Source organism: Gemmobacter aquatilis (assembly GCF_900110025.1).
In the GTDB taxonomy this organism is placed as follows: domain Bacteria; phylum Pseudomonadota; class Alphaproteobacteria; order Rhodobacterales; family Rhodobacteraceae; genus Gemmobacter; species Gemmobacter aquatilis.
Window position 1 is genome coordinate 263,846 of sequence record NZ_FOCE01000003.1, and the last position, 23,507, is coordinate 287,352.

Below are 23,507 nucleotides of genomic sequence, written 5' to 3' on the forward strand. Positions count from 1 at the left end.
ACCCCGTGATCCCCTGCCCCCGGGGAGGCTTGGCAAAGGGGCGCACATGGACGGCGGATTTCTGGACGGCGGGGTTTTCGACTATATCATCATCGGCGCAGGCTCGGCGGGCTGCGTGCTGGCCAACCGGCTGTCGGCCAACCCTGTGCATCGCGTCTGCCTGATCGAGGCGGGCGGCCCGGCCCGCGCGCTGAAGGTCAAGGTGCCCGCAGGTATCCTCGCCCTCTATGGCGATCCGACCTATGACTGGGCCTTCCTCGGCACGCCGCAAGCCGGGTTGAACAACCGCCGCATCCCGGTGAACCGGGGCAAGGGCTTGGGCGGCTCGTCGATCCTCAATTCCATGGTCTATATCCGCGGCGCCGCCCGCGACTATGACGATTGGGCGGCCCTCGGGAATACCGGCTGGGGCTGGGCCGATGTGCTGCCGGTGTTCAAGGCGCTGGAACGCAACCGCGCCGGGCAAGACCCGGCCTTCCACGGCTTTGACGGCGCATTGCAGGTGGAACGCCCGCAAGACCCCTCGCCCACCTCGCAGCGCTTCATCCGCGCCGCACAGGAAATCGGCCTGCGCGAAAGCGCCGATTTCAACGGTGCGACGCAAGAGGGCGTGGGCATCTACAACGTGACGCAAGACCGCGCGACGCGCTTTTCCTCGGCCCGCGCCTTCCTGGAACCCGCGCTGTCCCGTCCCAACCTGACCGTGCTGACCGGCGCCGAAGTGGCCCGCCTGACGCTGGACGCCCGCCGCGTCACCGGCGTTTCCTTGCGCGACGGCCGCACCCTGACCTGCCGGGGCGAGGTGGTGCTGTCGGCGGGCGCCATCGGCTCGCCGCAGATCCTGCTCGCCTCGGGCATCGGCCCCGGCGCCGCCCTGCAGGCGGCAGGCATCGACGTGGCCCATGATCTGCCCGGCGTCGGCCAGAACCTGCGCGACCATATCGACGGCATGATCACCGTGCGCTCAGGCAGCACCGAAACGCTGGGCCTGTCGCTGCCCAACCTGCCCGCGATCCTCGCCGCCCCCCTGCGCTATTTCGGCGCCCGCAAGGGAATGCTGACCACCAATTACGTCGAGGCCGGGGGCTTTGCCCGCACCCCGCTGGCCGGTGCCGAACCCGATGTGCAGTTCCACTTCGTGCCCGGCTATCGCAGCCACCGCGGGCGGCTGGTCGAATATGGCCATGGCTATGCCATCCATACCTGCGTGCTGCGCCCCCGGTCGGTCGGCGAATTGCGCCTTGCCCGCAGCGGCGGCCAGCTTGCGCTGGAAATCGACCACCGCTTCTTCTCTGACGACCATGACCAGCGCACGCTGATCGAAGGCATCAAGCTCGCCCGCCGCATCTTCGCCGCCCCCGCCTTCGCCCCGATCCGCGGCGCCGAAATGCTGCCCGGCCCGCAGGTGCAAAGCGATGCCGACATCCTCGCCTATCTGCGGGCCGAGGCGCTGACCGTCTATCACCCGGTCGGCACCTGCAAGATGGGGGTGGATGCCAAGGCCGTGGTCGATCCGCAGGGGCTGCGCGTGCAGGGCATCGCCGGGCTGCGCGTCGCCGATGCCTCGGTCATGCCGACGCTGATCGCGGGCAACACCAACGCGCCCTCGATGATGATCGGCGAGAAATGCGCGCGGGCGATGCTGGCCTGACCAGAGCGAGGCGGTAACCGCTGGGGGCTTTGCGCCCCCAGACCCCCGCAGAGTATTTGGATCAGGGTGAAATATGCCAGAGGCTGAGCGTGTCCGGCCCGATGGCACTGGTGGACCCCAGGGTCAGGCGCGGCGCCTCGGCCAGGGCGGCAAGGCCCAGCGCGCCCAGCGCGGCGCGGCCTTCGGCGCCGATCAGGCGACCTGCGGTGAATTGGGCAAGATCATCCACCAGCCCGGCACGGATCAGCGCGGCGGCCAGATCGGCGCCGCCTTCGCAGAAGATACGGGTCAGCCCTTCGGCGGCCAGCAGGCGCAGCGCGGCGTCCAGATCGGCATGGCCCTGCGCTTCGGGCACCGCAATCAGCCGGGCGCCCGTGGCCTGCCAGCCCGCCCGCGCGGCCATCGGTGCTGCGTCGGTATGGATCAGCCAGACCGGCACCTGCCGTGCCGTGCGGCCCAGACGGCTGTCGGGACCAAGGCGCAAATGGCTGTCGATCACGATGCGGATCGGTTGATGCCGGGCGCCAAGATCGCGCACCGTCAGATCCGGGTCATCCGCCAGCGCGGTGCCCGATCCGACCATCACCGCATCATGCGCCATCCGCATCGCATGAACCGCGCGGCGCGACTGCGCGCCGGTGATCCAGCGGCTTTCACCGCTGGCCGTGGCGATCCGCCCATCCAGCGTGGTGGCCAGCTTCAGCGTGACGAAGGGCAACCCCCGCTCCACCCGCTTCAGAAACCCGGCATTCAGCGCGCGCGCCTCGGCCCCCAGCACGCCTTCGGTGACCGCAATCCCTGCCGCGCGCAGCAGCGCATGGCCCTTGCCTGCGACCCTCGGATCGGGGTCGGTCAGCGCGGTGACCACCCGCGCCACCCCGGCGCCGATCAGCGCCTCGGCACAGGGCGGGGTATGGCCGTGATGGGCGCAAGGCTCCAGCGTGACATAGGCGGTCGCGCCGCGCGCCGCCGCCCCCGCCTGATCCAGCGCCCGGCGTTCGGCGTGGGGGCGGCCACCCGGTTGGGTCCAGCCGCGCCCCACTATGCGATCCCCCCCGGTCTGTGCCGGGGTGGAACCGCGTGTGACGATGACGCAACCCACCGCCGGGTTGGGCCATGTATTCCCCAAGCCCCGCGCCGCCAGCGCAAGGGCCACCCGCATATGGGCCGCGTCGCTCACTCTTCTGGGCTGCCCGCCATCGGGCGCAGCTCGCTCACGAACTTGTCGAAATCGTCCGCCGCCTGGAAGTTCTTGTAAACGCTGGCAAACCGCACATAGGCCACCGTGTCGATCCGCGCCAGGCTTTCCATCACGATCTCGCCAATGGTGCGCGACGGGATGTCGGTCTCGCCCAGGCTTTCCAGCCGCCGCACGATGCCGGAAATCATCTGGTCGATGCGTTCGGGGTCGATCGGGCGTTTCTGCATGGCGATGCGGATCGAGCGCTCCAGCTTGTCGCGATCAAAATCCTCGCGCTTGCCCGAGGATTTGATGACGACGAGATCGCGCAACTGCACCCGTTCATAGGTGGTAAAGCGGCCGCCACAGGCCGGGCAGAACCGCCGCCGCCGGATCGACACATGATCCTCGGCCGGGCGGCTGTCCTTCACCTGAGTGTCGATATTGCCGCAGAATGGGCAGCGCATCCGCCGTCCCCCTTTTTCCTGACTGTCCTGCCTCGCATCCGGGGTTCGCTGCCCCAGTTATCCACAGACCCTAGCAAGAATGCGCAGGTTTCGGCCAGCGTCAATTTTTCCCTACCGCATCTAGCGGCGCAACTGTGGCGACAAGGACTCAGGCTTGCGCCGAAAGTCGGGGGTCGGGGCAAGGGAAAGACGCCCTGCCCCTTCTTCTTTGCCCAAATACCCAAATCCGCCCGCGCCAGCAGCGCCCCCCGCGTCAGCGCCGCCCGGCCACCCACAGCGCGCGCACCGCCCCCGCCTGCCCGATCCGCGCCACGCGGATCACATCGGCCCGCGCGCCGACCGCCAGCCGCCCGCGATCCGCAAGCCCGGTCGCCGCCGCCGGCGCCGCCGTCACCGTGGCCACGCCGCGCGCCAGATCGCCCCACAGGTCGCCCAACATCAGCGCCGCCGACAAGAGCGACGAGGGCACATAATCCGACGACAGGATGTCCAGCACCCCCGCCTCGGCCAGCGCCTGCGCCGCCACATTGCCGGAATGCGATCCGCCGCGGATCAGGTTCGGCGCCCCCATCATCACCGCGATGCCGTGATCATGGCAGGCGCGCGCGGCCTCTTCGGTGGTGGGAAATTCGGCAAAGCCCACCCCATGCCCGGCCGACACCGCCACCTGCGGCGCGGTCGTGTCGTCATGGCTGGCCAGCACCGCGCCGTAACGCCGCGCCTCGGCCACCGCCGTCGCCTCATGCAGCGCGCCCAGCCGGTCGCGCAGCGCGCGCTGCCCTGCGACATGGCCCTGAAACTCCGCCTCGCTGTAGCCATGCTTGCCGCAGACATAATCGCGCAGCTTGCTGACATCGCGGAACTGCCGCTCGCCCGGCGTGTGGTCCATCAGGCTGACGATCCCCACCCGGTCGGCGGGGCCAAACTTGGCCATCTCCTCGACCAGCGTTTCCGAACAGATCTCGGCGCGCAGATGCAGGAAATGGCTGATCCGCAGCACGCCCTGCGCCCGCAGGTCCAGGATCTCATCCGCCAGCGCCCTTGCATATTCGCCGTAATTGCCCTTCTTCTTCGACACGACCGATCCCACCCGCAGCGCATCGAACACTGTGGTGATCCCCACGCTGGCCAGTTCGGCATCATGGGCGATGATCGCCGCCGCATGGGGCCAGCTCACCTTGGGGCGCGGCTCGATATGGCGCTCCAGATTATCCGTATGCAGCTCGATCAGCCCCGGCATCACCAGATCGCCCGCGCAATCCATCGCGCCCGCAGGCAGCGCAGCCCCCTGAAAGATTTCGGCAATCCGCCCGTCGCGCAGCACAAGGCCGCCGGTCAGAACTTCGCCCGGCAGAACCAGCGTGGCATTGGCAAGAATGGTCTCGGTCATGGTGTTATCTCGCATCAGGCTTGCAGCAAGCGGCAGGGAGTGGCAGCCAGATGTCACGTCCGTGTGACACAGCCCCGCTAAACCGCCCGCCATGGAACAGATGAAACGCTTCGCAGTGTATTACGCGCCGGACCCCGGCGCCTTCGCAGATCGGTCGGCAAGCTGGCTCGGCTGGGATGCCGCCACCGGCATGCCCTGCCCGCAGCCCACCCCGCCGGGCCTGCCCCGCCCGCTGGCCGATCTGACCGCCGAGCCGCGCAAATACGGCTTTCACGGCACGATCAAACCGCCCTTCCGCCTTGCCCCCGGCACCTCGCCCGACCGGCTGGCGGCGGCGGTCGAGGCGCTGGCCGCCCGTCTTGCCCCCGTCACCCTGCCCGGCCTTGCGCTGACCCGGCTGGGCCGCTTTCTGGCACTCTGCCCCACCGGCGACACCGCGCCGCTGGAACATCTCGCTGCCGAGGTGGTGCGCCGCCTTGATACCCATCGCGCGGCCCTGACCGAGGCCGAAATCGCCCGCCGCCGCCCCGAGCGCCTGACCCCGCGCCAGCGCGCCCTGCTCGACAGCTACGGCTACCCCTTCGTGATGGAGGAATTCCGCTTCCACCTCACCCTCACCGGCCCGCTGGACCCGTGGGAGATTGCACCGACCGAGGCCGCCATCGCCGCGCATTTCGCCGCCACGATCCCGCAGCCCTTCCAGATCAAAACCCTCTGCCTGTTCGGCGAGGCGCAGGACGGCACGTTCCATCTGTTGCACCGCTACGCCCTCACCGGCTGAAACACCGCCAGAAACCGCGCCACGCCATCGGCCAGCGCGCCGCCATTGTCCACCTCATGCACCACGAAGCCTTGGGGCAAAGGGGCGGCCCGCGCCAGCCGCGCTGCCACATCGGCGGCCGTCTCGCGCCCGCGCGCCGCCAGCCGCGCCGCCAGCACCTGCGCCGGGGCCGTCACCAGAATCACCTCCAGCCCCGGCATCCCCCGCGCCGCTTCCAGCGCGCGGCGCGATCCGTTGAAGATCACGTCGCGCCCCGCGGCCAGCGGCGCCAGCGCCTGCGCCGGAATGCCATAGTCCAGCCCATGCGCCTGCCAATGCAGCGCAAACTCTCCCGCCGCCCGCCGCGCCGCGAATTGCGCCGCACTGACCCCCTCGAAATCCTCGCCCCCCGCCGCCTCGGGGCGCGAGATCACCCGGCGCACCACGCACAGCCCCGGTTGCGCCGCCTGCGCCGCCGCGATCAGCGTATCCTTGCCGGCGCCCGAAGGCCCGACCACAGCGAACAACCGGCTCATGCCGCCACCGGGTCAGACTTTGGGGTAAAGGCCCGCACATCCACCAGCCGGTCACAGACCCGTTCGCGCGCAGCCTCGTCGTGAAAGATCCCCAGAATCGCCGCGCCACCCGCCTTGGCTTCCTCGATCAGCCCCAGCACCACCTCGCGGTTCGCCGCATCCAGGCTCGCCGTCGGCTCGTCCAGCAACAGCACCGGGTACCGATGCGCAAAGCCGCGCGCGATGTTCACCCGTTGCTGCTCGCCACCCGAAAACGTGGTGGGCGACAGCGCCCACAGCCGTTCCGGGATGTTCAGCCGCGCCAGCAGCGCCGCCGCCCGCGCCTCGGCCTCGTCCCGCGCCACGCCCAGCACCAGCAGCGGTTCCGCCACCACCTGCAACGTCGGCACCCGCGGCACCACGCGCAGGAACTGGCTCACATAGCCCAGCACCTCGCGGCGCAGCGCGATGATCTCGCGCGGGGCGGCCCGCGCCACATCCACGCCGCCCACCAGAATCGCCCCGCCATTGGCCAGATAATTGCCGTAGACCATCCGCATCAGCGTGCTCTTGCCCGCCCCGCTCTGCCCCACCAGCCCCACACATTCGCCGCGCGCCACCGACAGCGCGCCCCCCGCCATCACCGGGATCACAGCCCCCCCCTGATTGTGCAGGGTAAACGCTTTCGACAGGTCGGAAATCTCGATCATAACCATCGCTTCCATTTGAAGAACAGATAGGTGCCCACCGCCGAGGCCAGCATCAGCCCCAGCGCCATAGGATAGCCAAAACGCCAGTCCAGCTCCGGCATATTCGCAAAGTTCATCCCATAGGCCGAGGCGATCACCGTCGGCGGCAGGAAGATCACGGCGACGACCGACACGATCTTCACCGTCTTGTTCTGCACCAGATTGACCATGCCCAAGGTCACGTCCGAGGCCATGGCGACCCGGCTGGTCAGAAAATCGCCATGCACCTCCAGCGCCTGAATGTCGCGCATCAACCCCTTGACGATGGGGCGCAGCAGCTTGCCCTCCGCCCCGTCATCCAGCGACTGGCCGAAATAGCTGATCGCCCGCTCCATCGTCAGCAGCGACAGCCGCACCCGGCTCACCAGATCGCTTTCCCGCGCCACCTCGCGCAGCGCCTGTTGCAGCGCATTGTCGGTCGTCTCCGCCCCCTCGCTGAACACCCGGCCCATCACCGTATCCAAAGCGCGGCCCGATCCTTCCAGCAGATCGGCCAGCCGCCCGATGATCTCCTCGATCAGCGACAGGAACAGCCGCCGCGGGTCGCCGCAGCCCGGCCCCACCTTGTCGGCCCGCACCGGATAGGTCTCGAACGGGCGCGGCGCATGGTGGCGCACCGTCACCAGCCGCTCGGGCCGCAGGATGAAACAGACCGGGCCAGAAATCGGCGTCTTGGTCTCGCTCAGCCCCGGCAGCACCACCGTCAGGTAATCGGCGCCATTTTCCCGGTACAGACGGTTGGAAACCTCGATCTCCTCCATATCCGCCAGCGTCGGCACCTCCACCCCCATGGCCTGCGCCGCCTCCACCTGCCCCGGCATCGGCCGATACAGATCGACCCAGACCGCCGGGGACAGATCCACCCCATTGGGCAATTGCTTCAGCTTCGGGCCGTCGGGGACATAGGCAAACAGCATTTCATACCTGCAGGACAGAGGACACCAGCAGTTGCGTATATCCATGCTGCGGGTCGTCCAAGACCTGATCTGTCAGACCCTGCTCCACCACCCGCCCCGATTTCATCACCATCAGCCGGTCGGCCAGCAACCGCACCACCGCAAGGTCATGCGTCACGATGATCACCGAAAGCCCCATCTCGCGCACCAGCCCGCGCAACAGATCCAGCAACCGCGCCTGCACGCTGACATCCAGCCCCCCTGTGGGCTCGTCCATGAACACCAGCCGCGGCCCGGTCACCAGATTGCGCGCGATCTGCAAGCGTTGCTGCATCCCGCCGGAAAAGGCGGAAGGCCGGTCGTCGATCCGGTCCGCCGCGATCTCCACCCGCTGCAACCAGTCCAGCGCCGCGCCACGGATCGCACCATAATTCCGCGCCCCCACCGCCATCAGCCGCTCGCCGACATTGCCGCCCGCGCTGACCCCCATGCGCAGCCCATCCCGCGCGTGCTGATGCACAAAGGCCCAATCGGTGCGCGCCAGCCGCCGCCGCTCCGGCTCGGCCATCGCCACGGTGTCGCGCATCCCCTGATCGGTGCGAAACATCACCCGCCCCGCATCCGGCCGCAAATGCCCCGCAAGACACGACAGCAGCGTCGATTTCCCCGACCCACTCTCGCCCACGATCCCCAACACCTCGCCCGGCCAAAGATCAAAGGATACATCCGCACAGCCGATGCGCGCGCCATAACGCTTGCCCAAACCCTGCACCTGCAAAAGCGCGCCCTCTTGCCCCTTCACCCTGGCACAAATACTCACTTCCCCGGCCCCCATCACAGACCCCCCTCTGTCAAGGGCGCCAACCGCCCGCGCTGCCCCGCCGCATGCCGCGACGCGCAGAAATCGGTGTCCGAACAGACAAACATCCGCCCGCCCGCATCATCCACGATCACCTCATCCAGATAGCTGTCGCCCGCGCCGCACAGATCGCAATCGTGATCGGCCTTGCTGGCAACAAACGGATGATCCTCGAAATCCAGACTGACCACGTCGCAGAACGGCGGCAGCGCATAGATCCGCTGCTCGCGCCCCGCCCCGAACAACTGGATCGCCGCACAGCCCGCCAGCTTCGGATTGTCGAATTTCGGGATCGGCGACGGGTCCATCACATAGCGTCCCTCCACCTTCACCGGATAGGCGTAAGAGGTGGCAATCGCGCCATGCCGCGCGATGTCCTCATACAGTTTCACATGCATCAGCCCGTATTCTTCCAACTCATGCATCTTGCGCGTCTCGCTCTCGCGCGGCTCCAGAAAGCGCAACGGCTCCGGGATCGGCACCTGATAGACCAGAATCTGCCCCGCGCGCAGCGGCACTTCCGGGATGCGGTGGCGCGTCTGGATCAGCGTCGCCTCGGCGGTGGCCCCCGTCACCGCCACCCCCGCCACCCGCTGAAAGAACGCCCGGATCGACACCGCGTTGGTCGTGTCATCAGCGCCCTGATCAATCACCTTCAGTTGGTCCTCCGGCACCAGACAGGCCGCCGTCACCTGCACGCCGCCCGTGCCCCAGCCATAAGGCATCGGCATCTCGCGGCTGGCAAACGGCACCTGATAGCCGGGCACCGCAATCCCCTTCAGGATCGCCCGACGGATCATCCGCTTGGTCTGTTCGTCCAGATAGGCGAAATTGTAAGCCTGATCGCTCATCGCCGCAGTTCCTCTGCAATCATCTGCATCACACCGGGCAGATTGCCCCGCACATCGGAGTTCCAGACCCGCAACACGCGAAACCCCTGCCCCGCCAACCAGCAATCCCGCTGCGCATCGCACAGGCCGCCATGCTGCCCACCATCGACCTCAAGGATCAGCCGATGGGCCGCACAATAGAAATCGGCGATATAGGGGCCGACCGGCACCTGCCTGCGGAACTTGGCGCCACACAGCCGCCGGTCGCGCAGCGCGAACCACAGCACCCGTTCGGCCTCCGTCATCTGCTGCCGCAACTCGCGCGCATAGGATTTCTGCCACTCCCGCTGCCGCACCGCCCGCCCCCTCACCCTGGCCCTCTCCCCCGAGGGGAGAGGGAAGCGCCAGCGGTCAGGCTGCACCCGACATGGTAAGCGGCAGGTTAACGCGCCCCGCGAATCCCCCAGCACGCCAGAACTCCCTCTCCCCCCGGGGGAGAGGGCGGGGGTGAGGGGACGACATACGCCCAAATCACCATCGCCCCCCAACGCGCCCCGCAAATCCCCCAGCGCGCCAGAACTCCCTCTCCCCTCGGGGGAGAGGGCGGGGGGGCGGGGACGACATACGCCCAAATCACCATCGCCCCCCAACGCGCCCCGCAAATCCCCCAGCGCGCCGGAACTCCCTCTCCCCTCGGGGGAGAGGGCGGGGGTGAGGGGAACCCGCCCCCCACTCATTCCGCCGCCTCCGCCTGCCCCAGCGCCTCGGCACGCAGTCGCCGCACCAGCTCCAGTTCGGCCTGAAAATCCACGTAATGCGGCAGCTTGATATGCTCCAGAAACCCGGTCGCCTGAATGTTGTCGCAGTGATACAGCACGAATTCCGCATCCTGCGCCGGGGCGCCGGTGAAATCCTCACCCAGCTCCTCCCAGCGCAGCGCCCGGTCCACCAACGACATCGCAATCGCCTTGCGCTCGCTCTGCCCCAGCACCAACCCATAGCCGCGGGTGAACTGCGCCGGTTCGGTTTTCGACCCCTTGAACTGGTTCACCGTCTCGCATTCCGTCAGCTCGATCTCGCCGATCTCCACCGCGAAGCCCAACTCGGGGATCTCCATCTCCACCGCCACGGCGCCGATGCGCAATTCGCCGACAAAGGCATGGGTGCGCCCGTAGCCGCGCTGGGTGCTGTAGGCCATCGACAGCACGAAGCCCTCATCCCCCCGCGCCAGCGCCTGCAGGCGCAAGGGCCGCCCGGCGGGCATCTCCAACGGCTCGCGCGTCAGGTCGGGCGGCACGGCGGCGCCCTGCGGCTCCTGCTCGATCAGCCCGTCGCGGTCCAGCATCGCCATCACATGCGGCACCGGCCCGCCGCTCGCCAAAGCCATCGGCGCCACCGGCACCTCGCCCTCTGCCGCCAGTTTGAAATCCAGCAGGCGATGCGTGTAATCGAAGGTCGGCCCCAGCACCTGCCCACCCGGCAGATCCTTGAACGTGGCCGACACCCGCCGCACCACCGCCATCTGCCCCGTCTCCACCGGCACCGATCCGCCAAAGCGCGGCAGCGTCGTGCGATAGGCGCGGATCAGGAACACCGCCTCGATCAGATCGCCGCGCGCCTGCTTGATCGCCAGCGCCGCCAGATCGGGGTCATACAGCGAGCCTTCCGCCATCACCCGGTTCACCGCCAGCCGCAACTGCTCGCGGATCTGCGCCACCGAAAGCTCGGCCACGCCGGGGTCGCCCCGCCGTTCTTCGGCCAGAAACGCATGGGCATTGCCGATCGCCCGCTCGCCGCCCTTTACCGCCACATACATCAGACAGCCTCCACACGGGTGGACCGGGGCAACCCGGCCAGCCGGTCGCCACAGGTGAAAAAGCAATCAAGGCCCAGCGGAAACAGCGCCCGGTTGGCCTGAAACGCCGCCACCTCGGGCAGCGACAGCGCCGCCTCATCCGCGATCCCCGGCCCGCGCAGCCGCACCCCCGCCGGTTCCAGCACCGGCAGTTCCACGATCAGCGTCGCTGCCCGGTCCGGGTAATCCGCCGTGCCGATGGCAAAGCGCCCGACCGGCTGCAACGCCGCCCAGTCGCCCAGCGCGAACACCGCGTCCGCCGCCCCCACCAGCGGCGCCCCGCAGTGGAACACCACCCAGTCGCGCACCGCCGGGCAATCCCATTCCCCCGCCAGATGCACCGGAGTCGTGGCGTCGGCCAGCACCAGCAGCAACACCCCCGCCGCCACCGACAGTGGCGCAGGCGGAGCCGCTCCCGCCACGGTTTCAATCTGCCCCGGCCGCGCCAGCGCCTCCAGCGCCGCGCGGAACCCCTGCGCCGCCTGCACCGGCGCGTCGGCAAAGCCGCCCGTCAAAGCCTCGGCCCTCATTGGTCCTCTCCCCGTACCATGGTGAAGAATTCAACCTTGGTCGCCGCGGCCTTCGCCGCCCGCAACCCGCGCCGCGCCGCCTCCTCCGCCGCCAAAGGCGCCAGAACCCCGGCGCGCACCTCTGCCGCCGCCCCGGTCTGCATCAGCGCATCCACCACGGCAGCGCGCAGCGCATGGCCCTTGTCGCGCCCCTGCACATGGGCATGACCCACCGCCCCGCAGCCCAGCCGCAGCACACAGCGCGTCACCGTCATCTCGCTCAGATTGAACGCCGCCCCGGTGCCACCGACGCGGCCCCGCACCATCACCGCGCCAATCTCTGGCGGGCGCAGCACCTCATGCGCGGGCAGATCTGGCAGCAGCGCCGCCAACCGCGCCCCCGGCGCCCGCGCCAAAAGCCCCATCCATCCCTGCCGTTCTGCCGTCTGACCTGTGGCCGTCTCGCCTGTGATAGACATCTTGCGAATTTGTCCAGATTACTATACAACTAGACAAATCATAGCGACACCTCGCCGCCATCGCAAACGCCTTTGCGTGAATTTTCCATGACAGGAGCCTCCATGGCCCGCAGCCCGATCTGGCGCGCCATCGCCACCACGCTCACCGACGAAATCGCCCGCCAGCATTACGCCCCCGGCACCCGCCTGCCGACCGAGGCGGACCTGGCCGCCCGCTTCGGCGTCAACCGCCACACCATCCGCCACGCATTGGCCGCCCTGACCGAACAGGGGCTGATCCACACGCGGCGCGGCTCCGGTGCCTTTGTCGCAGCCAACCCCGCCGATTACCCGCTGGGCCGCCGCACCCGGTTTCACCAGAACCTCGCCGCCTCGGGCCGCAGCCCCGCCCGCCAGATCACCCGCCACGAAACCCGCCCCTGCGACGCCGCCGAGGCCGAGGCGCTGCAGCTTGCCCCCGGCGATCCGGTGCATGTGGTCGAAGGCATCTCCTCCGCCGATGGCACGCCGCTCGCCGCCTTCCGCTCGCTGTTCCCCGCCGCCCGCCTGCCCGGCCTGCTGACCCAGCTTGCCACCACACCGTCGATCACCGCCGCCCTCGCCGCCGAGGGCATCGCCGATTACACCCGCGCCTCCACCCGGCTTACCGCCAAGGCCGCCTCCCCCACCCTCGCCCTGTCGCTGCGGCTGGCCGAGGGCGCGCCGATCCTGCGCGCCACCTCGGTCAATATCGACGCCCGCGGCACCCCGGTCGAATTCGGCACCACCTGGTTCGCCGGGGATCGCGTCACCCTCACCGTGACACCAGAATAAAACACCGCCGTTACACGCCCGTTGCCTTCACCGCTTAACGTCGGGGCAAATCACCCTGAACGATAGGCCGCCCCGTGTCGCTCCCGCCCCTTCTGCCCCCGCTGCGCCTGACCGGCGCCCTGGTCCTGCGCGATGGCGAGATGCAGGCGCGCTCTGTCGCGCTGGCCGACGGGCGCATCACCCGCGGCCCGCTGCCCGAGGTCGATCTGTCCGGCTACCTGATCCTGCCCGGCATCATCGACCTGCATGGCGACGGCTTCGAACGCCAGATCGCGCCGCGCCCCTCTGCCCCCTTCCCGCTGAACAGCGCCCTCGCCGCGACGGATCGCGAGGCCGCCGCCCATGGGGTGACCACCGCCTATCTGGCCCAGGGCTGGAGCTGGGAAGGCGGCCACCGCAGCCCCGACGCCGCCGAGGCGCTGATGGTGGCGCTGGCCGCCTACCGCCCCCGCGCGCTCACCGATCTGCGCCTGCAACTGCGCGCCGAAACCCATCTGGTCGAGGCCGAAACCCGCCTGATCGCGGCGGTCGAAACCCATCGCATCGGCTATGTCGTCTTCAACGACCACCTCGAAGAAGGCTACCGGATGAGCCGCGCCGCCCCCGCCGATTTCGCGCTCTGGGCCCGCAAGCTCTGCACCACCCCGCAAGAGCTGCTGAACCGGATCGAGGCCGCCCGTGCCCGCACCCGCGCCGTGCCCCGGCATCTGTGCCGTCTGGCCGAGGCTTTCGATGCGCGCGGTGTCAGCTATGGCAGCCATGACGACCCGAATGGCGAAACGCGCGAGTTCTATACGATGATCGGCGCCCGCATCGCCGAATTTCCGCTGGGCCGCGCGGCGGCGGCAGCGGCCCATGCGATGATGAACCCGGTGGTGATGGGCGCGCCCAATGTGGTGCGCGGCGGCAGCCAGTCCGGCAATATCGCCGCCACCACCCTGATCGAACAGGGGCTCTGCGATGCGCTGGTGTCGGATTACCACATCCCCGCCCTGCCGATGGCCGCCTTCGCGCTGGTCGATCGCGGCTTGCGCGATCTGCCGCAGGCCTGGGCGATGATCTCCACCGCGCCCGCCGAGATCCTGCGCCTGACGGATCGCGGCCGCATCGCCCCCGGCCTGCGCGCCGATCTGGCCGTGGTCAACGCCGAAACCCGGGTGATCGAGGCCACGATCTGCGGCGGCCGCCTCAGCTACCTCGCCGGCGCCGCCGCCCGCCGCTTCCTCGCCCAACCCGAAACCCACCGCCCCGGCGCACTGCGCCTGGCGGCAGAATAGCACGCCCCCTCCCCTGAAGGCGGAAGGATAGCGCTGCACTGGCCCCTCACGAACCACGACGATCCAACCGCCAAAACCACACCACCCGACCGGGCACCTCCCTCCCCCTTCAGGGGGGAGGGCTGGGGTGGGGGTGGACCCGGCGCAAGGGGCAAGCCTCCCCCTCATATCACCACCATCCATCCCCCCAAAACCACCCGACCGAACCGGGCGCCCCCTCCCCCTTCAGGGGGGAGGGTTGGGGTGGGGGTGACCCCGGCAGGGCCACCGCCCGCCCCCTTAACCCCGCGCCCGGCCCAAACCACGCCCGACAGGGGGTGCACAGGGGGTGTACGCCCCGCGCACGCAAGTCACCCGGAAATTTCCCTACAATCCCAACGCATTAACCAGAAAAACCCGACTCACCCGCCGTGTTTCTCCAGAAACGCCTCCGCCGGCAGCGCGCGAAAATCCTCCAGCGCGCCGCGCAGCCGTGCGTGGTCCCAGTCCCACCAGGCCAGCGCCAGCAACCGCTCCACCACCGGCGCCGCAAAGCGCGCGCGGATCGGCACCGCCGGCACCCCGGCCACGATCATGAACGGCGCCACATCCTTGGTCACCACCGCGCCCGAGGCCGCAATCGCCCCCGCGCCCATCGTCACCTCGGGCTTCACAATCACCCCATGCCCCAGCCAGCAATCCGGCCCCAGCACGGTTTTCCGGCTGGCACGATGGGCGAAAAACGCCGCATCATCCTCGGCGTCATCCCAGTAATAACTTGATCTGTAAAGGAAATGATGCTGCGCCGCCGCCTGCATCGGATGATCGGTCGGCCCGATCCGCACCATCGCCGCGAGGTTGGCAAAGGCCCCCACCTCGGTATTGGCAATATCCGCCAGCCGGTCGCAATAGGCATAATCCCCGAAGCGGGAGTTCAGCACCCGGCTGCCCTCCCCCACTTCGCACCAGGCGCCGAAGTGGCTGTTGACGATGATGCAGCCCGGCTGGATCACCGGCTCTGTCGCGGAAAGTCTGGGCATCTGAGCCTCCTGTCCCCTGCGGGACGCTTGAAATCGCGCCAAAAGCCCTCTCCCCTCGGGGGAGAGGGTTGGGTGAGGGGGCCATCACCCCCCGGTGATCAGCTTGCGCCGCAGCCAGCCCGACACACTATCCATCGCCATGACCATCAGCACGATCAACAGCATGTAGTAGGCGACCTCTTCCCAATCCTTCTGGGTCTGGATCGCCTGCGTCAGCAGCAACCCGATGCCGCCGCCCACAATCGCCCCGATCACCGTGGCGCTGCGCGTGTTGCTTTCCAGATAATACAGCACCTGGCTCAACAGCACCGGCGTCACCTGCGGGATCACCCCGAACCGCGCCCGCTGCACCCCGTTGGCGCCGGTGGAGCGGATGCCCTCCACCTGCTTTTCGTCAATGTTTTCCAGCGCTTCCGAGAAGGTTTTGCCAAAGCTGCCCGAATCCGTGATCAGGATCGCCAGCGCCCCGGTCATCGGCCCCGGCCCGAAGGCCCGGCTCAGGATGATCGTCCAGATCAGCCCGTCCACCCCGCGCAGAAAGTCGAACAGCCGCCGGAAGGCAAAGCGCAGCGCCCGCACTGGCATGATGTTCGACGCCGCCATGAAGGCCATCGGCAAGGCCAGCAGGGCCGCCCCGAACGTGCCCAGAAACGCCATCAGCACCGTCTCGAAGATCGCCCAGACCACATCGCCATGCCGCCACATCTTGTTGGTCCAGACATCGCGCACCATAGCCATGGCGTTGGGCAGCGCCGGGTCCACCCGCTCGCCCCACAGCGCCAGCGCCAGAAGATCGCCCGGCGCCCGGCCCGAAAACGGGCTGTCCAGCGTGAAGAAGAACAGCTCCCACCCCGGCGCATAGCGGAAGGTTTCCACCTTGGACCGCGTATAGGCAAAGCGCCCCGCCTCGGTCGTCACCGACACCCGCGTGTCCGAGGCGTTGATCCAGTCGGGCCGCGGCTCCGGCGCGGTCAGCACCAACTTGCCACCTTCGGGTCGGATCGCAATCGTGCCATAGCCCGGCACAACATACTGTGCGCCATCGGCGTCATACTGCACCATATGCCCATCGCCGAGGTCGATCCGCGTTGTCGCCCCGTCCACACTCACCCAGGCAGGCAGCCGCCCTGCGGGGTAAAGCCCCTTCGCCTCGCCCTCGATCGCCACGCTCAACGCGCCGGAACGGTTGTCGCGCGTGACATGGGTCTTGTGGCTGACGAAATCCGACAGCAGCACCACCGCATGATCCAGCCGCGCCCGCGCAGCCAACCCGGCCACGTCGAAGGCTATGAAAACATAGGACAAATACATCAGGATCAGCACCGGAACCCCAAGCGCCATCAGCCGCCTGCGCTGAAACCGCGCCACCATGTCCATCGACAGCGATGCGTCAACCATGGCTCAAACCCTCCCCTTCACCAGCCGCGCGCGGACATGATCCGACAGCCGGTCAATCGCCACGATGGTCAGGAACAGCAGCAGGAAGATCGCCACGACCTGATCGTACTTCCCGCCACCCCATTGCATCGCCAGCTTCAGGTCATAACCAATCCCGCCCGACCCCACGAACCCCAGAATGGCCGAGGCCCGCACGTTGATTTCAAACCGCAACAGCGCATAGCTGACCCAGTTGGGCGCGACCTGCGGCAGCACACCCAGCACCATCCGCTGCCCCCAGCCCGCCCCGACCGAGGTCAGCCCCTCGACCGGCTTCAGATCGGCGTTTTCGGCCACTTCCGAGAACAATTTTCCAAGTGCACCAACGGTATGCAGGGCAATGGCGATCACCGCCGGGATCGGCCCGCCCCCCAGAATGAAGATCAGCACCAGCGCCACCACGATCTCTGGCACCGCGCGCAGCGCGTCCATCAGGCGGCGGAACAGCGGGGTCAGCCGGGGCCAGCGCGCCAGCCCGCGCGTCGCCAGCAGCGCCAGCATCATCGCCCCCAGCCCCCCCAGAAGCGTGGACAGTGCCGCGATGTTCAGCGTCTCGATCAGCGAGGGCAGAAACTGCCAGAACAGCCCCGGAATATTGGCGCGGTTGCGCCAGGCCTCGGCCAGCACCTCGGACGGAAAATCGCCCAGCCGGTGCAACCCGTCCCAGAACCCGCCCGCATTGCGCCCGTCGGCAAGCTGGAACCCCGCCGCCATCATCGCCACGAAAACGGCCAGCAGAATGCCGCCATACATCCGCTTGCGCCGCACCATGGCCAGATAGCTTTCGCCCGGCCCGTTGCCCCGCTTCGGCCCGGGCTCCGGCCCGAATGCCACATCCACCATATCGCCGCCCCGCAAAAAAATTGCCGGGCCCCCCGAAAGGAGCCCGGCGACACGTCATTGCAATCAGTTGCCCTGAAGCTTGCGGGCTTCCACGACGCCAAGGAAGGCATCATGGGTCACCGGGATGAAGTCCTTGGCCTCACCCGCCGCCACACCATAGGCGCATTCCTTGTCGGTTTCGTGCAGGTCGGCGGTCAGCGCCGTCACCTTGTCCTTCACGTCCTGCGGCAGAGCCTTGCGCACCACCATCGGGCCTTCCGGGATCATCTTGGACCGCCAGATCTCCACCAGGTCGTTCATATCCACCAGACCGGCATCGGCGGCCTTGCGGAAGGCGCCCGAATTGTAGCCGTCCTCCCAGGCGCCCAGACCATCGGCCCAGCTCACACCCGCCGCGAAATCGCCATTGGCGACGCCGACGATGGTCTGTTCATGCCCGCCCGAGAATTTCACCTCCGAGAAATAGCTCTCCAGCGGACCATAGGTTGCGATCAGCTCGGCACCCGGCACCAGATAGCCCGAGGTGGAGTTCGGCTCGCCAAAGGCGAACACCTTGCCCTTGGCGTCTTCGATCTTGGTGATGCCGCTGTCCTTGCGGGCGAAACCGATCGAGTAATAGCCGGTCGAGCCATCCATGTTCTGCTTGGTCAGCACCGCTTCCACGGCTTCCGGATCGGTCAGATAGATCTTGGCATAGGCCGAGGCACCCAGCCAGGCCATGTCCAGCGTGCCGCCCAGCAGGCCCTGGATCACGCCATCATAATCGGCGGGGGTGAACACCTTCACCGGCACGCCCAGCGCACCTTCAATCGCCGCACGGTAGCATTCGTTCGAGGTCATGCGGTCCTGCGCATTCTCGCCGCCAAGGATGCCGATATTGAAGCCGGTGATGCCTTCCGCCGAGGCTGCGCCGGTCAGCGCAGTGGTGGTGGCCAGGGCCAGGATGAGCGTTTTCATGGTCGTCTCCGGTTGGATTGGCCCCGCCATGGGGCGCTGTAAACTCAGGCAAGCATGGTTTCCGCATAGTCGCGGTCCGGCTGCTCGATTGCGGTGGAGGTCGCGGATTCGTTGAACGAGGCATCCGCGCCATAGATGTCGCGCGCCACGCCGGTGGTCAGTTGTTGCGGCGTGCCGTCGAACACGATGCGCCCGTCGCGCATCCCGATCACCCGGTCGCAATAGCGGCGCGCGGTATCCAGCGTGTGCAGGTTGGCGATGACCATGCGGCCATCCTCGTCATGGATGCGGCGCAGCGTATCCATCACCACCTGCGCATTCATCGGGTCCAGCGAGGCGATGGGCTCGTCGGCCAGGATCACCTTGGGGTCCTGCATCAGCGCCCGCGCAATCGCCACACGCTGCTGCTGCCCGCCCGAAAGCGCCTCGGCCCGCTTGGGCGCCTGTTCGGCGATGCCCAGCCTGTCGAGGATTTCCAGCGCGCGGGTGATCTCGGCCTCGGACCACAGGTTGAACAGCGTTGCCGCCAGCGAGCGCCCGTTCAGGATGCCATGCAGCACGTTGGAACAGACATCCATCCGCGGCACGAGGTTGAACTGCTGGAAGATCATCGCGCATTGGCGCTGCCACTGGCGCTTTTCGGCACCGGCCAGCGTCAGGATATTGCGGCCCTCCACCCGGATCTCGCCATCCGACGCTTCGGTCAGGCGGTTCATCATCCGCAGGAAGGTGGATTTCCCCGCCCCCGAGCGCCCGATGATGCCGACAAAGGCGGGCCGGTCCACGGCAAAGCTGATGCGGTCCACTGCGGCCTTCTGGCCGAACAGACGCGAAACATTGACGACTTCGAGCATGGACGCCCCCTTCTTCTCAGCCGGGGTGCTAAGCGGCGAAGGTGACAAGGCCTGCGCAGTTCAGTGAATGTTTGGTAACTGCCCCCGAATTTCCGCGCACTGCGACGGAAGGCGGGGCCTCTCCCCCGCCTTCCCGGGATTGCTGCGGCTCGAATTCTGGCCACAGAGAGGTCGCGGCGGCAGTTTCGCGCGAACGACCATGGCGCCGCCCCGGCCGCTCAGCCGCGCAGCACGCAGCGGAAGCCGATATGCGTGGTTGCCGTGTCGATTGCCTCGGGCTGGCGCGCCGCCGGGCGGTAGCGCTGGCAATAGCTCGGCGCGCAGAGATGCGAGCCCCCCTTCAGCACCTTGCGCGGTACACGGGCCGGATCGCCGGGGTCTATGCTGGCCTCGCGGTCGGGCGAACGCGCATCCGGCGGCGCACAGCAGGATTTCGCAGCCCGCATGTCAAGCCGTTCCGCGTACCAGTCTTCCGTCCATTCCCAGACATTGCCGATCATGTCGTAAAGCCCGTAGCCGTTCGGCGGAAAGGCCCCGACCGGAGAGGTGTGCACATAGCCATCCTCGGCCAGATTCTCGGTCGGGAACCGGCCTTGCCAGGTATTGGCCATGTGTCGGCCATTCGGCGTCAGATCCTCGCCCCAAGCGAAGTCGGCCCCGTCGAGACCACCGCGCGCCGCGAATTCCCACTCTGCCTCGGTCGGCAACGCCTTGCCGGCCCAGGTCGCGTAGGCCAGGGCGTCGGCATAGGCCACCTGCACCACAGGGTGATCGCCAAGCCCGTCGATCGAGGAGCCCGGACCATAGGGATGCCGCCAGTTCGCACCGACGACATAGCGCCACCATGGCAACGGCGTTCCAAGGGGAACCGGCGCGCGCGGCGCCTCGAAGACCGCCGAACCGGGCTTGAGGTATTCCGGCAATGCGCCGGGGTAATCCTCGGCGCGGGGGGCGATCTCGGCCTGTGTCACATGGCCTGTGGCAGTGACGAACTGCGCGAACTGCGCGTTTGTCACAGGTGTTACGTCAATCGTGAAGGCGTCCACCCGAACCATACGGGCGGGCGCCTCCTCGGGATAGTGGCGGTCTGATCCCATGCGGAAGAGCCCGCCAGAAAGATGAATCATCCCCGTCGGCGCGACCGTTCGACGCGCCGGGGAAGACCCAAGGCCGATGCCGGGCTGCATGTCTTCCGCCTCCCCCACGTTTCAGTCAGCCTGCCCGATATAGATCTGCTGAGGTTCCGCCGCATTCGGCGGCGCACCAAAGGTCAGCTTGATCGCCTCCGGGATCAGCAGCGGCGGCGCCATCTCGCCCGCGATCCGTGTGACTTCGGCTTTCAGCCGCTCGACCACCTCGGGCATCTGTTCGGCCAGGTTGGTCGTCTCGTTCGGATCGGTGGCAAGGTTGAAGAGTTCAACCCTCGGAGGAAGCGAGGCGTTCCAGACCAGCTTCATATCGCCATCGCGGATCGTGCCGTTGCCAGGATCGACGTTGTAGATCATGCTGGTGCGGGGCGTCTGCCCGCCCTGGCTGATCGTCGCCCACATGTCGATCCCGTCGAGCGGCTTGCTCTGCGCGAGCGAGGCACCTGCGGCACTGGCCAGCGTCGGAAGCATATCGACGACATGCATCATGCCCGTCACTTCGCTCGCCTGGATCCTGCCCGGCCAGTTCATCAGCGCGGCAACGCGCGTGCCCCCTTCATAGGTCGTGCCCTTGCCATCGCGGAAAGGCCCGTTATCCGCCGGCAACTGCCCCACGACGGCCGATTCCCCGGCGAAAGTGGCCGATTTTACGCCGCCATTGTCGCTTTGGAAGACGATCAGGGTGTTCTCGCGCATCCCCTTCGCCTCGAGCGTGGCGACGAGCCGTCCGATCTCGTCATCCATGACAGAGATCATCGCGGAATAGGTTCTGCGCTGCTCGTCCTCGATATGGGAATACCGCGCCAGATATTCTTCGGGCGCCTGGAACGGCGTGTGGGGCGCGGTGAACGCGAGGTAGAGAAACAGCGGATGGTCGCCCTCATGCGCCTCGATCACGCGCGTGGCTTCCTGGCCGAAGAGAGTGTTGTCGAACCCTTCCTCGTCAATCAGCTCCTCGTTGCGATACCAGTCCTTGATCCCGTGCGAGGCATGTTCGTAATGGTCGATCTCTCCCACCAGCGCGCCGTAGAAACTGTCGAACCCGCGCGCGCGGGGCCAGTATTTCGTATCTCCATGGCCCAGGTGCCACTTGCCCACCATCGCGGTGCGGTATCCTGCATCCTTCATGGCCTGCGGCAGAATGTATTCGTCGGTCGAAAGCCCGTAAGAGCCGCCCGAGGGGATGACGCCCAGTTGCAGGCCATAGCGCAGCGGATAGCGGCCCGTCATCAGCGCGGCGCGGGTGGGCGTGCACATGGGTTGGGCGTAGAACTGCGCAAGCCGCGCGCCCTCGGCCGCGAGCCGGTCGATATTGGGCGTCAGGATATCGGACCCGTGATAGCCGACATCCTTCCAACCCTGATCATCGGAAATGATGTAGACGATATTTGGCGGCGTCTCGCCTGCGGCGACGGCGCGCTGCGCGAACCCGAGCACCGTGGCGGCGGTAATTGCGACGCCGCCGGCCATGAACCCGCGCCGGCTGACGGCATGGCCTGGGGCGGACTGGGCTGGGGCGGCTGACGGGGTAGGCATGTGATCCATGACGAGGTAACTCCTGTTTGTCTTTATGATGCGCGCCGCAGGTCTCTGGCGGCCAAGGCGCTGTTATTCAGGTGAAACTGCGCAATCGCTGCGCCAGTACTGTGGGTTGCAGGATGGTGATGGCCCCATAGCCCGGCTCGATCAGGCCCTGCTGCTTCAGCGTGGAAAGCAGGCTGGCAAGGAAGGACCGTGACACGTTGCACAAATCGGCGAGTTCGGTCTGGCTGATGTCGATCGTAACCGGGGTATTCTCGAGCCCTCCGGCGATCGACGGCCCTCCCCAATGCGGCGTAAGCATCCGACAGAGCGCGGCAATGACCCGCGCCTCGGGATCGCGCAGGCAGAGGTCTTCACGCAGGCCAAGCGCACCCACCATATGAAAGAATGTCAGAAGCCCGACCCATCGCCACGCTTCGGGCTGCTTTGCGGCTATGGTCAGAAACGCCCGCCCGGGAAGGTGAATCATCTGGGTAGTGCGCGTGGTGCACAGCCCGATCGCCCGCGGCTCGCGGGCCAGAAGGCTGCCTTCTCCGGTCCAGAACCCGGTCGAGGCGAAAACGCCCGCGCGGGGCGCGATCACGCCTTGCGTCAGGATGACGTGCAAGCCCCCCTCCACCACCCCCCAAAGACCATCGCCGGCATCACCGGGACGGTAGATCCATTTGGCTTTCTCGAAAGTATAGAAGTTCGAGTTCTTCAGAACCTCGTCCTGAAACTCCACCGGCGTGGCGGCGAGCCATCCACACTGCCTCAAAAGGGCATATCCAAGCTTGCGATCCAACATGCGCCATACCCTTCCGTGCCCCCAGATTATGCAAAGTGTTGCGCAACATTGTCCACCCGCGAACATTCATGGAAAATTCTGCCCAGCCAGATGCCGCTTCGCGGGATGCAGGCGCAGTGAACACATGATCTTCGGCCCGCCCCCGACCGGCAACGAACGCTGCGTGCTGGCGGACCGACGTGATGTGACTGCACCTGCCGTGGCTTGGTGCCGCGCCTTTGGCAGCTTCACCAATGACCGGTATTCGGCATCGACACCCAGGGCTCTGCAGGCTCCAGCGCCGCGCCCTTCTGCAGCAACTCGATCGAGATATTGTCGGGGCTGCGCACAAAGGCCATGCGTCCGTCGCGCGGCGGGCGGTTGATCACCACACCATTCGCCTGCAGATGCGCGCAGGTGGCGTGGATGTCGTCCACCTCATAGGCCAGATGCCCGAAATGCCGGCTGTCGCTGGGCAGCCCGTCGTCACCATCCCAGTTCCAGGTCAGCTCCACCGGGCAGTCGGGCTGGCCGGGCGGCGCCATGAAGATCAGGCTGAACCGCCCCGCCTCGCTGTCATGGCGCCGGATCTCCTCCAGCCCCAGCAGCCGGTAGAACGCCATCGAGGCTTCAAGGTCCAACACCCGGACCATCGTATGCAGATACCGCAAGCTCATCGCATTTCTCCTTCTTGCCCGATCAGGATAGGCG

Annotated in this window: 25 protein-coding genes; 4 read left to right on the forward strand and 21 right to left on the reverse strand. The window is 67.4% G+C overall.

Features of this window, described 5'->3' with window-relative positions; all coding sequences use genetic code 11:
- Positions 1–46 precede the first annotated feature (46 nt).
- On the forward strand, positions 47–1,651 hold the full coding sequence (locus BMX43_RS08165) for a GMC family oxidoreductase (protein WP_091299917.1): 1,605 nt from the start codon (positions 47–49) through the stop codon (positions 1,649–1,651).
- Positions 1,652–1,712: 61 nt separating this feature from the next.
- On the opposite strand, the gene ribD is transcribed toward BMX43_RS08165, so the two are convergent.
- The 3 genes from ribD to BMX43_RS08180 form a co-directional block, all read right to left on the reverse strand.
- A complete protein-coding gene (ribD, locus tag BMX43_RS08170) occupies positions 1,713–2,813 on the reverse strand; it encodes a bifunctional diaminohydroxyphosphoribosylaminopyrimidine deaminase/5-amino-6-(5-phosphoribosylamino)uracil reductase RibD (protein WP_091299919.1) in 1,101 nt (366 codons plus the stop codon).
- 14 nt (positions 2,814–2,827) lie between these two features.
- Entirely contained in the window at positions 2,828–3,298 is a 471-nt protein-coding gene (nrdR, locus tag BMX43_RS08175; RefSeq protein WP_091299922.1) for a transcriptional regulator NrdR, read from the reverse strand.
- A gap of 253 nt (positions 3,299–3,551) precedes the next feature.
- The gene (locus tag BMX43_RS08180) at positions 3,552–4,688 is read right to left on the reverse strand and encodes an alpha-D-ribose 1-methylphosphonate 5-triphosphate diphosphatase (RefSeq protein WP_091299925.1); all 1,137 of its coding nucleotides are present in this window, start codon (positions 4,686–4,688) and stop codon (positions 3,552–3,554) included.
- Positions 4,689–4,779: 91 nt separating this feature from the next.
- On the opposite strand from BMX43_RS08180, the gene BMX43_RS08185 reads away from it, so the two are divergent.
- Entirely contained in the window at positions 4,780–5,469 is a 690-nt protein-coding gene (locus BMX43_RS08185) for a DUF1045 domain-containing protein (protein WP_091299928.1), read from the forward strand.
- Here the strand turns inward: BMX43_RS08185 and phnN are convergent.
- The 9 genes from phnN to phnG form a co-directional block, all read right to left on the reverse strand.
- Entirely contained in the window at positions 5,451–5,984 is a 534-nt protein-coding gene (gene phnN, locus BMX43_RS08190; protein WP_091299931.1) for a phosphonate metabolism protein/1,5-bisphosphokinase (PRPP-forming) PhnN, read from the reverse strand. The genes BMX43_RS08185 and phnN overlap by 19 nt on opposite strands.
- Positions 5,981–6,673 (reverse strand): phosphonate C-P lyase system protein PhnL, encoded by a 693-nt coding sequence (gene phnL / locus BMX43_RS08195; protein ID WP_091299934.1) that lies wholly within the window; start codon positions 6,671–6,673, stop codon positions 5,981–5,983. Before phnL ends, phnN begins: the two co-directional genes overlap by 4 nt.
- Complete coding sequence (locus BMX43_RS08200) at positions 6,670–7,629, reverse strand: magnesium transporter CorA family protein (protein ID WP_091299938.1); 960 nt, start codon at positions 7,627–7,629, stop codon at positions 6,670–6,672. The genes phnL and BMX43_RS08200 overlap by 4 nt, the downstream gene beginning before the upstream one ends.
- 1 nt (position 7,630) lies before the next feature.
- Positions 7,631–8,422 carry a phosphonate C-P lyase system protein PhnK gene (gene phnK, locus BMX43_RS08205; protein WP_245749423.1) on the reverse strand — a complete coding sequence of 264 codons (792 nt, stop codon included), beginning with the start codon at positions 8,420–8,422 and terminating at the stop codon, positions 7,631–7,633.
- A gap of 20 nt (positions 8,423–8,442) precedes the next feature.
- The gene (locus BMX43_RS08210; protein ID WP_091299948.1) at positions 8,443–9,318 is read right to left on the reverse strand and encodes an alpha-D-ribose 1-methylphosphonate 5-phosphate C-P-lyase PhnJ; all 876 of its coding nucleotides are present in this window, start codon (positions 9,316–9,318) and stop codon (positions 8,443–8,445) included.
- Positions 9,315–9,653, reverse strand: coding sequence for an endonuclease domain-containing protein (locus tag BMX43_RS19985; protein WP_217643942.1), 339 nt, complete (start codon positions 9,651–9,653; stop codon positions 9,315–9,317). The genes BMX43_RS08210 and BMX43_RS19985 overlap by 4 nt, the downstream gene beginning before the upstream one ends.
- Positions 9,654–10,030: 377 nt before the next feature.
- On the reverse strand, positions 10,031–11,113 hold the full coding sequence (locus BMX43_RS08220; RefSeq protein ID WP_091299955.1) for a carbon-phosphorus lyase complex subunit: 1,083 nt from the start codon (positions 11,111–11,113) through the stop codon (positions 10,031–10,033).
- Positions 11,113–11,682 carry a phosphonate C-P lyase system protein PhnH gene (phnH, locus tag BMX43_RS08225; RefSeq protein ID WP_091299959.1) on the reverse strand — a complete coding sequence of 190 codons (570 nt, stop codon included), beginning with the start codon at positions 11,680–11,682 and terminating at the stop codon, positions 11,113–11,115. Before phnH ends, BMX43_RS08220 begins: the two co-directional genes overlap by 1 nt.
- Positions 11,679–12,140, reverse strand: a complete 462-nt coding sequence (gene phnG / locus BMX43_RS08230) for a phosphonate C-P lyase system protein PhnG (protein WP_091299962.1) — start codon at positions 12,138–12,140, stop codon at positions 11,679–11,681. The genes phnH and phnG overlap by 4 nt, the downstream gene beginning before the upstream one ends.
- 102 nt (positions 12,141–12,242) lie before the next feature.
- Between phnG and phnF the strand changes: the two genes are divergently transcribed.
- Positions 12,243–12,953 (forward strand): phosphonate metabolism transcriptional regulator PhnF, encoded by a 711-nt coding sequence (gene phnF / locus BMX43_RS08235; protein ID WP_091299965.1) that lies wholly within the window; start codon positions 12,243–12,245, stop codon positions 12,951–12,953.
- Positions 12,954–13,027: 74 nt separating this feature from the next.
- Entirely contained in the window at positions 13,028–14,230 is a 1,203-nt protein-coding gene (locus BMX43_RS08240) for an alpha-D-ribose 1-methylphosphonate 5-triphosphate diphosphatase (RefSeq protein WP_091299969.1), read from the forward strand.
- Between the two features lie 401 nt (positions 14,231–14,631).
- On the opposite strand, the gene BMX43_RS08245 is transcribed toward BMX43_RS08240, so the two are convergent.
- The 9 genes from BMX43_RS08245 to BMX43_RS08285 all read right to left on the reverse strand — a co-directional run bounded on the left by BMX43_RS08245 (position 14,632) and on the right by BMX43_RS08285 (position 23,473).
- Positions 14,632–15,249 (reverse strand): LbetaH domain-containing protein, encoded by a 618-nt coding sequence (locus BMX43_RS08245; protein ID WP_091299973.1) that lies wholly within the window; start codon positions 15,247–15,249, stop codon positions 14,632–14,634.
- An 84-nt stretch (positions 15,250–15,333) separates the two neighbouring features.
- Positions 15,334–16,647, reverse strand: coding sequence for a phosphonate ABC transporter, permease protein PhnE (gene phnE, locus BMX43_RS08250; RefSeq protein ID WP_091299979.1), 1,314 nt, complete (start codon positions 16,645–16,647; stop codon positions 15,334–15,336).
- 3 nt (positions 16,648–16,650) lie between these two features.
- Positions 16,651–17,529, reverse strand: coding sequence for a phosphonate ABC transporter, permease protein PhnE (gene phnE, locus BMX43_RS08255; protein WP_091299983.1), 879 nt, complete (start codon positions 17,527–17,529; stop codon positions 16,651–16,653).
- 63 nt (positions 17,530–17,592) lie between these two features.
- A complete protein-coding gene (gene phnD / locus BMX43_RS08260; RefSeq protein WP_091299986.1) occupies positions 17,593–18,486 on the reverse strand; it encodes a phosphonate ABC transporter substrate-binding protein in 894 nt (297 codons plus the stop codon).
- A gap of 44 nt (positions 18,487–18,530) precedes the next feature.
- Entirely contained in the window at positions 18,531–19,340 is an 810-nt protein-coding gene (gene phnC, locus BMX43_RS08265) for a phosphonate ABC transporter ATP-binding protein (protein ID WP_091299989.1), read from the reverse strand.
- A 218-nt stretch (positions 19,341–19,558) separates the two neighbouring features.
- Positions 19,559–20,527 carry a formylglycine-generating enzyme family protein gene (locus BMX43_RS08270; protein WP_245749416.1) on the reverse strand — a complete coding sequence of 323 codons (969 nt, stop codon included), beginning with the start codon at positions 20,525–20,527 and terminating at the stop codon, positions 19,559–19,561.
- 21 nt (positions 20,528–20,548) lie between these two features.
- Positions 20,549–21,958, reverse strand: a complete 1,410-nt coding sequence (locus BMX43_RS08275) for an arylsulfatase B (protein ID WP_245749417.1) — start codon at positions 21,956–21,958, stop codon at positions 20,549–20,551.
- A 142-nt stretch (positions 21,959–22,100) separates the two neighbouring features.
- Positions 22,101–22,787 carry a Crp/Fnr family transcriptional regulator gene (locus BMX43_RS08280; RefSeq protein ID WP_175482055.1) on the reverse strand — a complete coding sequence of 229 codons (687 nt, stop codon included), beginning with the start codon at positions 22,785–22,787 and terminating at the stop codon, positions 22,101–22,103.
- A gap of 257 nt (positions 22,788–23,044) precedes the next feature.
- The gene (locus tag BMX43_RS08285; RefSeq protein ID WP_091299999.1) at positions 23,045–23,473 is read right to left on the reverse strand and encodes a VOC family protein; all 429 of its coding nucleotides are present in this window, start codon (positions 23,471–23,473) and stop codon (positions 23,045–23,047) included.
- Positions 23,474–23,507 lie beyond the last annotated feature (34 nt).

Excerpts from the sequence above, each read along its gene's own strand:
- BMX43_RS08165 (WP_091299917.1), top strand. The coding sequence starts at position 47 with ATGGACGGCGGATTTCTGGACGGCGGGGTTTTCGACTATATCATCATC.
- ribD (WP_091299919.1), bottom strand. The coding sequence starts at position 2,813 with ATGCGGGTGGCCCTTGCGCTGGCGGCGCGGGGCTTGGGGAATACATGG.
- nrdR (WP_091299922.1), bottom strand. The coding sequence starts at position 3,298 with ATGCGCTGCCCATTCTGCGGCAATATCGACACTCAGGTGAAGGACAGC.
- BMX43_RS08180 (WP_091299925.1), bottom strand. The coding sequence starts at position 4,688 with ATGACCGAGACCATTCTTGCCAATGCCACGCTGGTTCTGCCGGGCGAA.
- BMX43_RS08185 (WP_091299928.1), top strand. The coding sequence starts at position 4,780 with ATGGAACAGATGAAACGCTTCGCAGTGTATTACGCGCCGGACCCCGGC.
- phnN (WP_091299931.1), bottom strand. The coding sequence starts at position 5,984 with ATGAGCCGGTTGTTCGCTGTGGTCGGGCCTTCGGGCGCCGGCAAGGAT.
- phnL (WP_091299934.1), bottom strand. The coding sequence starts at position 6,673 with ATGATCGAGATTTCCGACCTGTCGAAAGCGTTTACCCTGCACAATCAG.
- BMX43_RS08200 (WP_091299938.1), bottom strand. The coding sequence starts at position 7,629 with ATGCTGTTTGCCTATGTCCCCGACGGCCCGAAGCTGAAGCAATTGCCC.
- BMX43_RS08210 (WP_091299948.1), bottom strand. The coding sequence starts at position 9,318 with ATGAGCGATCAGGCTTACAATTTCGCCTATCTGGACGAACAGACCAAG.
- BMX43_RS08220 (WP_091299955.1), bottom strand. The coding sequence starts at position 11,113 with ATGTATGTGGCGGTAAAGGGCGGCGAGCGGGCGATCGGCAATGCCCAT.
- phnH (WP_091299959.1), bottom strand. The coding sequence starts at position 11,682 with ATGAGGGCCGAGGCTTTGACGGGCGGCTTTGCCGACGCGCCGGTGCAG.
- phnG (WP_091299962.1), bottom strand. The coding sequence starts at position 12,140 with ATGTCTATCACAGGCGAGACGGCCACAGGTCAGACGGCAGAACGGCAG.
- phnF (WP_091299965.1), top strand. The coding sequence starts at position 12,243 with ATGGCCCGCAGCCCGATCTGGCGCGCCATCGCCACCACGCTCACCGAC.
- BMX43_RS08245 (WP_091299973.1), bottom strand. The coding sequence starts at position 15,249 with ATGCCCAGACTTTCCGCGACAGAGCCGGTGATCCAGCCGGGCTGCATC.
- phnE (WP_091299979.1), bottom strand. The coding sequence starts at position 16,647 with ATGGTTGACGCATCGCTGTCGATGGACATGGTGGCGCGGTTTCAGCGC.
- phnE (WP_091299983.1), bottom strand. The coding sequence starts at position 17,529 with ATGGTGGATGTGGCATTCGGGCCGGAGCCCGGGCCGAAGCGGGGCAAC.
- phnD (WP_091299986.1), bottom strand. The coding sequence starts at position 18,486 with ATGAAAACGCTCATCCTGGCCCTGGCCACCACCACTGCGCTGACCGGC.
- phnC (WP_091299989.1), bottom strand. The coding sequence starts at position 19,340 with ATGCTCGAAGTCGTCAATGTTTCGCGTCTGTTCGGCCAGAAGGCCGCA.
- BMX43_RS08270 (WP_245749416.1), bottom strand. The coding sequence starts at position 20,527 with ATGCAGCCCGGCATCGGCCTTGGGTCTTCCCCGGCGCGTCGAACGGTC.
- BMX43_RS08275 (WP_245749417.1), bottom strand. The coding sequence starts at position 21,958 with ATGGCCGGCGGCGTCGCAATTACCGCCGCCACGGTGCTCGGGTTCGCG.
- BMX43_RS08285 (WP_091299999.1), bottom strand. The coding sequence starts at position 23,473 with ATGAGCTTGCGGTATCTGCATACGATGGTCCGGGTGTTGGACCTTGAA.